Source organism: Dysgonomonas massiliensis (assembly GCF_900240225.1).
GTDB lineage: Bacteria > Bacteroidota > Bacteroidia > Bacteroidales > Dysgonomonadaceae > Dysgonomonas > Dysgonomonas massiliensis.
Genome location: NZ_OEPV01000017.1, coordinates 19,263 through 33,693 on the forward strand (window position 1 = coordinate 19,263; position 14,431 = coordinate 33,693).

General features: G+C 36.6%; 12 protein-coding genes. 7 read left to right on the forward strand and 5 right to left on the reverse strand.

From position 1 onward, the window contains the following. Positions 1-8: 8 nt before the first annotated feature. From C1A06_RS14670 to C1A06_RS14685, 4 genes are read right to left on the reverse strand one after another with little or no spacing between them, the layout of a single operon-like run. Entirely contained in the window at positions 9-533 is a 525-nt protein-coding gene (locus tag C1A06_RS14670; RefSeq protein ID WP_101690897.1) for a gamma carbonic anhydrase family protein, read from the reverse strand. After that, positions 520-1,941 (reverse strand): TlpA family protein disulfide reductase, encoded by a 1,422-nt coding sequence (locus tag C1A06_RS14675; RefSeq protein ID WP_101690898.1) that lies wholly within the window; start codon positions 1,939-1,941, stop codon positions 520-522. The genes C1A06_RS14670 and C1A06_RS14675 overlap by 14 nt, the downstream gene beginning before the upstream one ends. Next, positions 1,931-3,712 (reverse strand): aminopeptidase P family protein, encoded by a 1,782-nt coding sequence (locus C1A06_RS14680; protein WP_370738381.1) that lies wholly within the window; start codon positions 3,710-3,712, stop codon positions 1,931-1,933. Before C1A06_RS14680 ends, C1A06_RS14675 begins: the two co-directional genes overlap by 11 nt. Before the next feature lie 19 nt (positions 3,713-3,731). Next, positions 3,732-4,091, reverse strand: a complete 360-nt coding sequence (locus tag C1A06_RS14685; protein ID WP_101690900.1) for a bactofilin family protein — start codon at positions 4,089-4,091, stop codon at positions 3,732-3,734. A 416-nt stretch (positions 4,092-4,507) separates the two neighbouring features. Here C1A06_RS14685 and C1A06_RS14690 point away from each other — a divergent pair, with 416 nt between their 5' ends. The 3 genes from C1A06_RS14690 (at position 4,508) to C1A06_RS14700 (ending at position 8,261) form a co-directional block, all read left to right on the forward strand. Then, a complete protein-coding gene (locus C1A06_RS14690) occupies positions 4,508-5,827 on the forward strand; it encodes an aspartate kinase (protein WP_101690901.1) in 1,320 nt (439 codons plus the stop codon). 17 nt (positions 5,828-5,844) lie between these two features. Next, positions 5,845-7,005: a diaminopimelate decarboxylase gene (gene lysA, locus C1A06_RS14695; RefSeq protein WP_101690902.1), complete on the forward strand. Its 1,161-nt coding sequence runs from the start codon at positions 5,845-5,847 to the stop codon at positions 7,003-7,005. Between the two features lie 80 nt (positions 7,006-7,085). Continuing rightward, the gene (locus tag C1A06_RS14700) at positions 7,086-8,261 is read left to right on the forward strand and encodes a glycosyltransferase (RefSeq protein ID WP_159461431.1); all 1,176 of its coding nucleotides are present in this window, start codon (positions 7,086-7,088) and stop codon (positions 8,259-8,261) included. A 3-nt stretch (positions 8,262-8,264) separates the two neighbouring features. Here the strand turns inward: C1A06_RS14700 and C1A06_RS14705 are convergent, their stop codons facing one another. Then, positions 8,265-8,972 (reverse strand): exosortase/archaeosortase family protein, encoded by a 708-nt coding sequence (locus C1A06_RS14705; RefSeq protein WP_101690904.1) that lies wholly within the window; start codon positions 8,970-8,972, stop codon positions 8,265-8,267. 209 nt (positions 8,973-9,181) lie between these two features. Between C1A06_RS14705 and bamG the strand changes: the two genes are divergently transcribed. The 4 genes from bamG (at position 9,182) to nth (ending at position 14,144) form a co-directional block, all read left to right on the forward strand. Beyond that, the gene (gene bamG, locus C1A06_RS14710; protein ID WP_101690905.1) at positions 9,182-10,480 is read left to right on the forward strand and encodes a BamG family beta-barrel-assembly machinery protein; all 1,299 of its coding nucleotides are present in this window, start codon (positions 9,182-9,184) and stop codon (positions 10,478-10,480) included. 15 nt (positions 10,481-10,495) lie between these two features. After that, positions 10,496-11,095 carry an LPS export ABC transporter periplasmic protein LptC gene (gene lptC / locus C1A06_RS14715; protein WP_101690906.1) on the forward strand — a complete coding sequence of 200 codons (600 nt, stop codon included), beginning with the start codon at positions 10,496-10,498 and terminating at the stop codon, positions 11,093-11,095. Between the two features lie 152 nt (positions 11,096-11,247). After that, entirely contained in the window at positions 11,248-13,407 is a 2,160-nt protein-coding gene (locus C1A06_RS14720) for a peptidylprolyl isomerase (RefSeq protein ID WP_101690907.1), read from the forward strand. 74 nt (positions 13,408-13,481) lie between these two features. Further along, positions 13,482-14,144, forward strand: a complete 663-nt coding sequence (nth, locus tag C1A06_RS14725) for an endonuclease III (protein ID WP_101690908.1) — start codon at positions 13,482-13,484, stop codon at positions 14,142-14,144. Positions 14,145-14,431 lie beyond the last annotated feature (287 nt).

Here is a 14,431-nt window from a genome sequence, read left to right on the forward strand (position 1 = left end):
TTTTGTTTTTATTCTTGGTCTTCTTTGTACCAACCCGAATACATCAAATAGTTTTTAGCAATCTTCTGATTCATTTCTTTAGCTTGCTCAGGATCAACTTTTTTTACGAATTTTGCAGGTGCGCCAGCATAGATGCTTCCGGGTTCGACAATTGTTTTACTCAAAACAACCGATCCTGCAGCAATAATTGCACCTTCGCCAATCACAGCATCGTCAAGTACAACAGCACTCATACCAATCAGCGCACCATCTTTGATTTTGGCTCCATGTATCACCACATTATGCCCTATCGAAACATCATCTCCAATCTCGATAGTCGACTTCTGATAAAGCGTATGTAATACGCTGCCGTCCTGCACATTCACGCGATTTCCGATACGTATCGAATTAACGTCTCCACGCAAAATCGCTCCAAACCAAATGCTGCAATCTTTACCAATTACAACATCACCTATTATTGTAGCATTGTCTGCTAAATATGTATTCTCCCCTATCTCGGGAGTAAATCCACGTACTTCTTTAATTAGTGCCATCTTTTATTATTATCTCAAATAGTTTCTCTAAGTTACTTTTATTTATGCTTTTTCCTATTATCTTTTTGTCTTTATTTAGTATATAATTTGTCGGAACACGCGTTGTATTATATTTTATCCAATACTCAGATTTGTATTCGGGATCGATGCAATTATAGAACTCATTCATTCCACAATCTTCAATAAATTTAGTCCATACATCACCAGTATCGCCCAAATTGAAAGCAACTACTCGAACTCCGTTATCTTTATAACGCGGATAAAATTCTTTTGCCAAATATGTCAGATCTTCGCGACAGTAGCCACATGTAGGATTATAAAATTCCAAAATTATATATTCTGCATCAATATCAGACAGATTAAGACTATCGCCATCAATTGTCCTCATAGCTAAGTCCTGAGCAACCATACCTATTCTATTGAGCTTGATCTGTTCGTATTTAGTTTCCAACTGCTTAATATCAGCCTCAGTCATATCAATATCTTTACCAAAAATATAATCCTCTGCCAATCGAGCCCAAACATTTTCCATACCCATCACCTGACTGCTAAGAGACCGGTTTAGGAATGCAGATAGCAATGGTTCGAAAGCCTTTTTATTGTTTTTCGATTTTGCCACCAGTTCACTATAAGCGCCCGGAATGGCTGTCCAATCTTGTTCAACCCAGTTATTGATATAACTATCGATCAACGAATAAAAATAATTGGTACTCTGCAATCGGGGATCGGTCAAATCCAAATTATCAAGATAATGCTCGCGCACATATTTTCTGACCTCAGCTATTGGGACTTCTGCACCTTTCAGTTCGGCAGGTATTTCTAGCGGAGTAGTACCACGAAGATAAGCGCTCAGGAATGAATCTTTATTATCCTCAATCACTCTCTGAGTATATTTATCAATATCTTCTCCCAGCTTATCAATCTCCGTTTGAATCTTGACCTGCTGTGATTTATTTTTCACTGTTTCTAGCTTTGCATTGAGAACATCACGTTTCACTTCAAAACTTTTCAATTGATTCAGATAGCTCCAGTAACCTTGGGTATCTAAGCTCCCTTCGATCGTACTTCTAGCTACATCTCGGGGCACTTTTACTTTCAAATTATTTTGTCCGTCGTCGATTAACATCTCTATCTGAAAATCGGGTTTAGCATAAAGTAAATATTGTCCACCAGGAACTTTGGATGCATCTATTTCGAATACACCTTTTCCTTTAGGAGACAGAACACACGAATCCAGTTTATAATTATTCCCTTGATAGTAGTTTACAAAATATATGATCTTATTTTCAAAACCTTGCATCTCTACTTCCATACGGAACTTCTTATCCTCGGACTGTGAATAAAGCCCTATCGAAACCAAGTAAGATAGGGCTATAATAATAGTTATAATTAATTCTTTAAATCGCATTAGTTTTTTCTTTCAACCACTGTTTTTCATCTTCGTTCAATAGTGGACTTAATTTATCATACACCATTTTGTGATAATTGTTAAGCCATACTATTTCTTCGGCTGTCAATAGTTCTTTCAGTACCGGAGTAGTATCTATTGGGCAAAGAGTCAATGTTTCGAACGAATAAAAATCACCGAATTCTTCTGAAGTGGTCTCCATCTGAGTCAACACAAGGTTTTCGATACGGATTCCATATTTGTTTGCACGATACAATCCTGGCTCGTTAGAAGTAACCATACCAATTTCCATTGTTGTCGGATTTTCGTTCATACGAATATTTTGAGGACCTTCGTGCACATTTAAGAAATGACCTATTCCGTGCCCTGTCCCATGAAGATAATTCAGACCTCTATCCCATAAAGCTTTACGAGCCAAGATATCCAACTGACTTCCGCGAGTTCCCTGCGGATAAATTGCAGTCGCCAAATTGATGTGACCTTTCAAGACATTCGTATAATCTTCTTTCATTTGCTGAGTCAATGGGCCTACAGCTACTGTACGAGTAATGTCTGTTGTACCATTGAAATATTGAGCTCCCGAGTCGATTAAGAATAATCCTTCAGGTTTCACTGCCAAAGAGCTTTCCGGTGTTACACGATAGTGTACAATTGCTCCATTTGGTCCATAACCTGAAATTGTTTCGAAACTTACACCTACAAAGTTCTCGTGCTGCCCGCGATATTCGATCAACTTAGCAGGTATATCCAATTCCTGTACATTTCCTTCCGGAACCGCTTTCTCTAGCCACATAAAGAATTTGACCAAAGCCACTCCATCGTATACCATAGCATCGCGAATTCCGGCTATTTCCGAATCATTCTTTCTAGCCTTCATCAAATCGGCTGGAGATACAACATCTACTACACGGCAATCAGCAGGAATGCAATTGCGAAGTTTAAATGTTAACTTATCACTGCTAATACATACCGGAGTTTTTAAGTTAGAAACGTATTCGTATATCTTGCCATACTCTGCCAAAATAACACCTTCCGATTTCAAATACTCAGCAACCTCTTTTGTTACTTTAGCCGGATTTATAAATAAAACGGTTTCTTCTGGAGATACATATGCATAGCAAACTGCTACCGGATTACATTTCACATCGTTACCACGAATATTGAATGTCCAGGCAATTGTATCTAACGAAGCTATCAACAACGATTTTGCACCTTGCTTTTCAACAGCTTTACAGATTCGTTTAATCTTACTTTTAGCTGATTCACCTGCATATTTTTCAGGCATAACAAATATTGGATTCTTAGGAATCTCAGGTCTATCATGCCAAATGGCTGCAAAAGGGTCATAGTCACTGATCAAATGCAAACCTTTCATATTCAGTTTATGACTAAGAGCAACTGCATCTTTCGATGAATAAACAGCTCCGTCAATTCCTACATTTTCTCCTTCGTTCAGTTCTTCCGACAGCCACTCATCAATAGATGGTGTTACTGGCAATCCGTCGCGGAATAAGTCGATACCTGTTCCTTTTATTTGTTCTGCTCCTTGCAAGAAGTAACGCGAGTCTGTCCATAGTCCTGCTTTCGTACGTGTCACGACTACTGTTCCGGCAGATCCATCAAATCCACTTATCCATTCGCGCGAAGCCCAATGTGTAGCCGGATATTCGCTCAAATGCGGGTCAGTACTCGGTATGATGAAGGCATGAAGCCCTTTTTCTTCCATAAAATGACGTAATTCTGCAATTCTCTTTTCAATCTTATTCATGATCTATTTTATTTAAGGTATCTTATTTGTTTTCTTCTTTTATTGTCTGAATCGCAGCTCTGATCTCAGCATTCGGCTCGACTTCAATCACATTCATCGACAACTCGCCGATAAACAACGCCGTAGAACGCATAATAGCAGTATCGCTACATCTAGCGATTCCCTCGATTGTTCCACTCAGATCTAAAACTGTACATCCGATTTCTCCTTTTATCCGACCATTTTGGCCTACTATTATTTTGCCTTTACAATCAATATTTCCGTTAACTATCCCGTCGATGCGAAAATCTTCGTCCGACGTAATATTGCCAGTTATGACTGTACCGCTTGCTAAAACATTGTGCTGAACACCGTTACCGGATACAATTTCTTTCTTCGGCATATTTTAATCTATTGTATATTTCCTTGTTACTATTTGTACCAAGAAACAAATATAACGAAAATAACATCAGTACTAGACGTCGAATCTCAAAACTGATCGTTTTTTATTTACTTTCGGAGTTCTTTATTTTTTTTAATAATTATTACTATTCACAGCTATACCAAAGAAGAAACTGTCAGTTTTCAGAATTATTTGAGTAGACAGCTACAATGAATACATAAAAACATTTTCAAACAGAAAAAGCATAAATTATTACAGAAAAGTCACGATCGTTAAATTTTAGCTAACTCAACAGCATTATTTACAGTAACAAAACAGAAAAATAATATTTTATTCTATTTTCAATTTTTCTATCGTTTTATCCTCGAAAAAATTGTATTTTTGTAGCTCTTTATAAAATCAAAAGACAACAAGCAATGAAAATACTTAAATTTGGCAGCGCTTCTATTGCAACAGCAGAAAGAATAAAAGATGTTCTGAGTATTGCGACAAAAGAAAGAGGCAACATTATAGTATTATCGTCTATTGCAGGCACTGCTGAAGCCTTGCACGAAGCATCGAATTATCTGTACAAAAAAAATAATGAAGGTGCTATCGAAATCATCAACAAGCTGGAATTGGATTATATTCAATTGACTTCAGCTCTATTTGAGACAGAAAGTCTACGCCAAGAAGCTGTTAATAAAATTACAACAACTTTTGATTACATAAGAACATTTTCAAGAAATCTGTTTACATTATTCGAAGAACGCATCGTATTGGCACAAGGAGAACTCCTTTTGTCTGACATTTTCCTTCTGATGCTTTCTGAAAGAAATATAAAAGCAGCATTGCTTCCAGCTCTCGAATTCATGAGAACAGACAAAAATGCAGAACCTGATGCAATATTCTTGAAAGAAAAATTATCGGAACTACTTGATTCTAACAAGGATGCTGAGATATTCATCACACAAGGATATATCTGTAAAAATGCATACGGAGAAATAGACGACCTTCGCAAAGGAGGTAACGACCTGAGTGCATCACTAATCGGAGCAGCCGTAAATGCTGACGAAATTCAGATTTGGGCTGATGTTGATGTAATGTTAAACAACGATTCGAAATGTGTTGAAGGTACAACAGCCATCAAACAAATGAATTTTGATGAAGCTGCAGAACTTACTTACTTCGGATCGAAAATTCTACATCCATCATCTGTATTACCAGCAAAACTTGCAAATATTCCTGTCCGTTTATTGAATACGAATACCCCAGACTCTCCGGGAACTATCATTTCGAACAAGACAGAACCACATACAGTAAAAGCTATAGCAGCCAGAGAAGGCATAACTGTTATCCGTGTTCAATCGGGACGTATGTTATTGGCTCATGGATTCTTACGCAGGATACTTGAGGTATTCGAAGATTTCCAGACTCCGGTTGATATGCTAACTACCTCAGAAGTTGGCGTTTCGGTTACGATAGACAACGATTCGAAACTTGAAAACATAGTTGACGAATTAAAAAAATACGGAACTGTGTCGGTTGATTCTGATATGGCAATAGTTAGTGTAGTAGGTGATCTGGACTGGAATAAAACCGGTTTTGGCACTCAAATACTAGATGCTGTTACCGAAATACCGATCCGGATGGTATCATACGGAGGAAGCAATTACAACTTCTCGATACTCATCAAAACTGAAGACAAAGCCAGAACATTGCAGATGATGAATCAGCATTTTTTTGGAACGAAGTGAATTTAATAGACAATACAATGATAAAAGGTACTTTCCCTACTGACAAGTTTAAAAATATTGAAACCCCTTTTTACTACTACGATGCTGATTTACTGAAGAAAACCATCAACATCGTCAAAGAAGAAATAAAAAAATACGGATTCCATCAGCATTATGCAGTTAAAGCAAATGCTAATCGTAAAATACTAGAAACAATAGCTTCTGCCGGTTTCGGAGCCGACTGTGTTAGTGGCAATGAGATTAAAGCAGCAGTTAATGCTGGTTTCCCTGCATCTAAAATAGTATTTGCCGGTGTGGGCAAGACAGATAAGGAAATCAATCTGGCTCTTGATCTGAACATCTTCTGCTTCAACGTAGAATCGCTGCCCGAACTTGAGGTAATCAATGATCTGGCAACAAAAAAAGGCAAGACAGCTAACATAGCACTTCGTATCAATCCGAACGTTGATGCGCATACGCACGAATACATCACAACCGGACTGAATGAAAATAAGTTTGGCATAAGCATGGAGCATATTGAGGATATCCTTGAAAAAATGCAGAAGATGAGTAATGTCAAGCTGATAGGATTACATTTTCATATTGGATCTCAAATTGAAGACATCAGTGTTTTCAAACCTCTATGTGAGCAAATAAATCTTTTACTGGCGGTATTCAACAATAGAAATATAAATATTGAAGTAATCAATGTTGGTGGCGGATTAGGTATCGATTACGAAAATCCAAACGAGAATCCTATAGCCGATTTTGCTTCATATTTCGCTTTATTCCACGACAATTTAAAATTAAAAGATGGACAAAGTGTGCATTTCGAAATTGGACGTGCAATAGTAGCTCAATGCGGATCGCTGATAACACGTGTTCTTTACATCAAAGAAGGAGAAACTAAGAAATTTGCCATCGTTGATGCCGGGATGACTGATCTAATACGTCCGGCTCTATATCAAGCATACCATAAAATAGAAAATATATCGTCGGATGAATCTGACGAAGAATACGATATTGTAGGGCCTATTTGCGAATCGTCTGACACATTTGCCAAATCGTACAAGATGAGTCAAACAAAACGTGGAGACTTCTTAGCTATCCGTTCTGCAGGAGCTTATGGTGAGATCATGGCTTCGCAATACAATTGCCGCGAATTGCCTAAGGCATACATGTCAGACAAATTAAATTAGTCAAATTATTTTTTTTGATATAACCATATAAGAGTCGTCTTGCGGCTCTTATGTATTTTATAAAAGAGAGAAACGCAACTATGGAAGATTTTCTTCGTCTATTATCCGGCATATTCATTTTCAATACAGCAGAGCTAATCATCGCGAGTATTCTGCTTCTTATTTTCTTTTTTCAGCTCTATGTATACATCGGATACTATGGTAAACCTGTTCGTTGGGCTAAGAAACTGAATAAAGGAATAGAAACATCATCTTCCAATAGTGATCAGTATAAGGTGTCGGTTATCATCGAAGCCGAAAATGAGGCTGAATATCTTTCCGAATTATTGCCACTAATTCTATCACAAGACTATCCCAACTTTGAAGTCATTGTAGTGAATAATGGTTCGACTGACGAAACAGGAATATTGCTTGAAAGATTGGAGCAAGAACATAAAAATCTATACCATACCTTTCTGCCCCACTCTCTAGACAAATACGGCTTTCGCAAAATGGCACTAACATTAGGTATCAAAGCTGCAAAAGGTGACGTTTTATTATTTACCGAATCATACAGCCGTCCAGTATCTGATCAATGGATTAGACTGATGACCGAAAAATTAACCGACGACAAAGATATTGTACTTGGATATTCGAAGATGAGCAGAAATAAACCCTTCTGGACTCGCATAGCGGCTTTTGACAATCTGCTTTTCAGCCTTCAGTATCTATCCACTTCTTTAAAGAACAGCCCTTTTACCGGTACATATCGCAACCTAGCCTTCAGACGTAATCTTTTCTTTGACAACAAAGGCTTTTCTCAATTCCTATACCTCGAGAATAGCGAAGATACATTTATCAATAGAGTAGCAACAAAAACAAATACCGCTGTATGTCTCGATAAAGAAAGTTTCACCGAAACCCTTTCTGATAATTACAGTTTGTGGAGACAGATCAAACAGTCATACTCGGCAGCACGCAGTTGTTTCAAAGGTTGTCAAACAACGTTATTTTCTACAGAAAACCTTTCTCGCTGGATTTTCTTGATTGTGCTGCTTGTAGAGATCTCACTAACTATCTATACTCAGCATTGGGGCATGCTTGGCATAAATATTTTCATCTTATTGATAAGCTTATTGACTCGAGAGATCGTGATTAACAAGGCTGCTCGATATTTTGATGCTGGGAAGTACTATTTCTCTTTATCATTAATTAGCCTATTACAGCCAATATATAATATTCGTTTCAGACATAAGGTAAAAAATCCGGTTAGATAAACATTAAGACTTTAAGAGTAAAGACTTAGCTCGCTGAAAAGGCTTATTGATTCGTTCTTCCCAGAACAACCACAGAAGTAGTATAATACCATCGTAATATATCCAAGTAAAGATATCGCGATGAAAAACATGAAACCAATCTTCGTAAAACAAAGAATAAGATTCTGCATCATTCTCCCATATACGATCATTATACCATTCATTAACCGAAATAAACCACTCCGGAAAAGGATCTTTCACTATAAGACAAACGACAATAAGACGTAGTATATTTACCAAGGTCAATATTACCAGAGAAAGAGGTATGTACCATTTTTTTTGTTGAAGCGGCCCGAAATAACAAATCAGGATAAAGGAAAACATAATCAATTGCTTGATTCCCGTACAATCCCAAATGATATTTATTAGAATATGGTCTTCGCGATCAAAATATAAAGTTATCCCATCACGAACAAAATCAGAATAGCCTAAAACCGAGTGAATCAACCAGTGAACGATTTTAGCCGTAAATAGACAAATTCCATATGTCCACGATGTAATATCTTTACCTAGGACAATCAGCATTTCGCCATTTTCTCCCATATCGACTAGTAATTTCCAGACGAAATCGAAAAAAACGAATAAAATAAGAAACCAAACAATATCTTTGAATGGTTTAAATACAGTAGGTAGATACTTATCTAAAATATTGTCAATGCTAATTTTAAACATCCTATACAAAAACAATCAGCGAAGATATTAAAATTAAATAATTAATCTTTTTATGCTAAAAAAAAAGATTACATTTTATACAAAGTTTCGCATTACTGATTTTTTTAATTTACTTTGCAACGACAAAATTAATCATAGGAACAAATACCTATCCTCAAATTAGTTTTTGTTTTACACGAAAAGAGAGTTATTGAATATATTTAACAAAAATGTTGAAAAATAAGAAAACCTTATTAATCGCAGTGCTGATTATGGCTATCAGTGCTATTACTGCTCAAACGACCTCACCATATAGTAGATATGGATATGGTATATTGAAAGACAAAGCCGTTGGTCCATCAAAAGCGATGGGTGGAATCGGATATGGTTTGAGACAAAAATATGGTGCTAACCCACTGAATCCGGCTTCGTATTCAACAGTAGACTCTCTAACCTTCATGTTCGACATAGGCATTAGCTATACCAAATCCAAACTAAGTGAGGGAAACGTTTCTATGACAGAAGATAACGGAGGACTGGATTATATAACAATGCTATTTCCTGTAGCAAAAGGATTAGGTGTCAGTTTTGGTGTAGTTCCATACTCAACAGTCGGATATCGATTTGGTGGAGTAAAAACAGCTACTGGAGGTGATTACCAATACTCTGAATATTTCGAAGGCTCAGGCGGTCTTAATGATGTTTACATTGGAGCAGGCTACAAACTTCCTATTGATGGTTTATCTGTTGGGGCAAATATATCTTATACCTTTGGATCTATTAATTATCTTAGAAGTCTTAACTCAATAGGTACACAGGATTATTTTAAGCTAAAAAGAAATTCATTTAAATTTGATGTTGGAGCTCAATACGACTTAAGGCTTCCAAACAGCGACTTACTAACTATTGGTGCTGTATTTAGTCCTAAAATGTCGGCCAATGCGAAATATGAGCAAAGCTCAACAGAATCGCCATATGAAGGCGATACTATACCAAATATAAAAACAGATCTACCAATGACAGTTGGTCTGGGGTTCACATTAGTACACAAAGAGAGACTAACAATTGGAGCTGATGTCACATTCCAACAATGGGAAAAAGTTAGATACCCAGAAACGATAATGGGAGATGACTTCATGAGTGCATCTGACCGATTCAACAATCGATTGAAGTATGCTGTCGGAGCAGAATTCATTACCGACCCATACAGCCGTAATATACTAAAACGTACGAGACTAAGAGGAGGATTAAACTACTCAAACTCATACATGAATGCACAAACAGATAGCGAAGCTGGAGGCAAACTGGCAAAACCATACGGATATAAGGAATATGGTGCTACTCTAGGCTTTGGCTTTCCAATAAGAGATCTCAAATTTTCGGGAACCAGAACAACATACGTGAATGTTAATTTTGAATACAAGAGAATTGCTCCTGAAAGAAAAAATATGGTCAAAGAGGAATACTTTGGAGTATCACTAAGTCTTAACTTCAACGAGCTCTGGTTCTTCAAACGCAGAATTGACTAATCGCGGACAAAATAGATGAGTGATATACGACATAATATAATATCTAGAATTACTGTAATGACTTTATTGGTCATTACAGTCTTTTCTTTAGTATCATGTGGTAACAATCAGAAATCAGACATCGATTTTGCATATGATCCGGAGCTAATTCCCTCAATGAGTACCGATAGCATTGATATGATTATCACATCTGATTCGGGACAAGTCAAATACAGGATACTGACACAAACATGGAATATGTACGATAATGCGAAAGAGCCCTATTGGTCATTTCCAGACAAACTTCATGTCGAACAATATGATTCTCTGATGCAAGTAGAGGCTACAATTGATGCTGACTCGGCATGGAATTATGTAAACAAAAAGCTATGGAAACTAAAAGGTAAGGTTGTTATAAAAAACACACTAGGAGAAACATTCAAAACCGAAGAGTTGTATTGGGACCAACGTACCGAACGTATATATTCAAACGTACATGTAGAAGTACACAGACCGGATAAGATAACACTACATGGTAAAAACGGCTTCGAATCCAATAAAAACATGACCGAATATTCATTTTTCAACGTCGATGCAGTGTTGACTGTCGAAGACAAAAATGAGCCATCCGAATAAAACATAAATCATTGATAGAGTAAAGATTTGAATAAAAAGAATACTTTTTCAATGATATTTAATTGCGATTTACTATCTTCGCATGCTATAAATCTGAATTTTAGAAATAGAAAAGTAATAAAATTATATAATTAAAAAAAAGAATTGCTCAAATGGCTGCTTTACAGAAAATTAGAAATAAAGCCGGACTGCTAATCGGTGTGATTGGTGTCGCTTTGCTGGCTTTTATCTTATCAGACTTATTCACATCATCTAATGCATTCTTCAACAAATTCAAAGACAAAGTAGTTTCGATTGATGGAGAAGTTGTATCAACTGGTGAGTTTCAAAAAAATCTAGAAGAATACGAACATTTTCTTAAATTCATCTACGGAGAATCAGGTAGCAACAACACGGTAAGAAATCGTGATGTAGTATACCGCAATTTGGTAGAAGAAAAAATGATCAACATCGAAGCTGAAAAATTAGGTTTAGCTGTTACTGAACAAGAAATAGCTGATCTAGTTTATGGCGAACGCCCATCTTCTCTATTTTTCTACGATGAAGAAATCGCTCCTATTTTCAGCGATCCTCAAACAAGACAATTCAACCGTGAAGCTCTAAACCAATTCCTTTCGATGGTGAATATGGGCAACCAATCTACAGGTTCAATTGAGCAAGACAACTATATAGCTAGTGCACGTGCTGCATGGTTATACATTCAGAAAAAAATCAAGACTAACCGTCTGAAAGAAAAATACACGGCATTGGTTTCAGGTTCATACCTAACAACAGATGCTGATGCTAAACAAGCATACGAAGACAGCAAATCTATTGCTAATTTCATCTATACAGTTCAACCATACTCATCACTTCCTGACTCAGCAGTTACTGTTTCGAATGATGAAGTAAAAAAATTGTATGATAAACGTAAAAACAACTTCAAAGTTGATTCTGAGTTCAGAAGAATTTCTTATTTCGTAAAAGACGTTATTCCTAGCGATGCTGACTATAATGAAGTAGAAACTCTAATGGAAACAGCAGCCGCAAAACTAGCTGAAGCAGACAAAGCATCGGTAGCTATGGTCGTGAATGAATATTCAAATAATCCATACTCTGATTTCTTCATTCCTAAGAAAAACATACCGGAAGGATCTGAGGTACGTAAATTCGTCAATAGTGCATCAGTTGGTGACATGTATGGTCCTGTAAGAGAGAATCAATCTTATGTAGCATATAAGTTAATTGATACAGAAGTAGCTCCAGACTCAGTTTACATGCACACGCTACCACTTCCTACAGGTATTGATCCTAGCGTAGTTGCAACATTATCAGACAGCCTTCTGAACGTAATCAAAGGAGGCAAAGATTTCACTAAAGTAGCTCAAGAGGTATGGCCTGGTGCTAATATCGAAGAGAACAAAGTATCTGAAATAGAATTAGTACAGATAGGCATTCGCGACGCTTGTTTTTCAGCAAAAGTTGGAGAACCATTCAAACTGAATGTAAATGGTCAAACAATGTTAGTTCGCGTAAATAAAAAATCAGCTCCGGTTGAAAAAGTAAAACTTGCTTCAATCATTATGCAAGTTGCAGTTAGCGACAAGACTTTAAATTCTATCGACAACGAACTTAATCAGTTCATTAGCGAAAATGGCAAACTAGAAAGCTTTGACAAAGCTGCTACTGAAAAAGGTTACAGCTTAAGAAAAGATGTACTTCTTGCTCCAGGTTCATTAGATATCGAACCAACAGCTCCAAATAGCAACAACATAGGAAGTACTCGAAACATTGTAAACTGGGCATTCAACAACAAAGTTGGTTCAGTTAGCAAATTTGACTATACAGATAGAAAAATCGTAGCCGTAATGACAGAAGAAGTTGAAGGAGATTACCGCCCAATATCTGATCCAGAAGTATTTAATATGCTGAAGGCTGAACTAGTAATCGACAAAAAAGCGGAGAAGATGATCACAGATCTTAAAGCTAAAAACCTTACATCTGTTGAAGCATATGCTCAAGAAGTAGGAGGAAAAGTAGACTCTCTAAACTTCGTTTCTTTCCGTACAATGAGCCTTCCTATTGGTTTCGAACCGATATTTAATGCATATGCAAAAGATGGAGAAGTTAATAAGCTTGCAGCTCCGATGAAAGGTAAAAACGGAGTATACGCATTCAGCATTACATCTCGCGAAACTGATCCTACTGAATTCAACGCTGAAAGCTTGAAAGCACAAGTAGGTCAACAAGCAGCGTACCAGCTAAACTATTCTGCAATGTACATTCTTTCAACAAAAATGAACGTACAAGATAACAGACCTGCTTTCTGGTAATCTATAAAACATAAAAGATAAAAGCCCTTGCAGATTTTGGTCTACAAGGGTTTTTTCTTTAATATTGCAACATTATGACTAAAAAAGAAAGATATACTGGAGTATTAAATTGGTTCAACGATAACGTCCCTGTAGCTGAAACAGAATTAGATTACGACACTCCATTTCACCTGCTTGTTGCTGTTATTCTATCAGCTCAATGCACCGATAAAAGAGTAAATATGGTTACTCCTGCCTTGTTCGAAGCATATCCAACGCCAGAAGTAATGGCAGTATCATCAGCCGAAGTCATTTTTGAATACATTAAAAGTATTTCGTATCCTAATAGCAAAGCGAAAAACCTGTTAGGGATGGCTCAAAAGATAATGGCTGACTATAATGGAGAAGTTCCGCAAGATAGAGACTCATTAGAATCGCTACCAGGAGTAGGGCGAAAAACAGCAAACGTCATGCTAATTGTAGCGTTCAATAAACCAGCGATGCCTGTCGATACTCATGTTTTTAGAGTTTCGAATAGAATTGGACTGACAACAAATTCTAAAAATCCTCTGCAAACAGAGAAAGAATTACTAAAATATATACCTCAAGAACTCTTAGGCAAGGCGCATCACTGGCTAATTCTTCATGGCAGATACACCTGTTTAGCAAGAAAACCTAAATGTTTGGAATGCAAAATTTCGGAATATTGCAGATATTTTGCAAAAAGCTCAAAGAAAGAAGCTAAAATAGAAGAATAACTTCATTTTATTAGACGCCTGATTTTCAATACAAACCAAAAAGCTAGAAAATAAATATTATTTTTATTAAAAGAAACTTCCAAAAATATTTGGAGTGTAATGTAAAAGCGACTACTTTTGCACTCGCTTTAGAACAATAAGCGTTTTGAACTGAAGCGACAAAACAAAGAGATCATTGACATAGTTATAAGAAAATATAGATACATACAAAGCGTGTAGTACATATAAGTATTACATATCAATTCCTACCCGGCTTTGATCTTTTGGATTGAAGCAAGGTAATAACG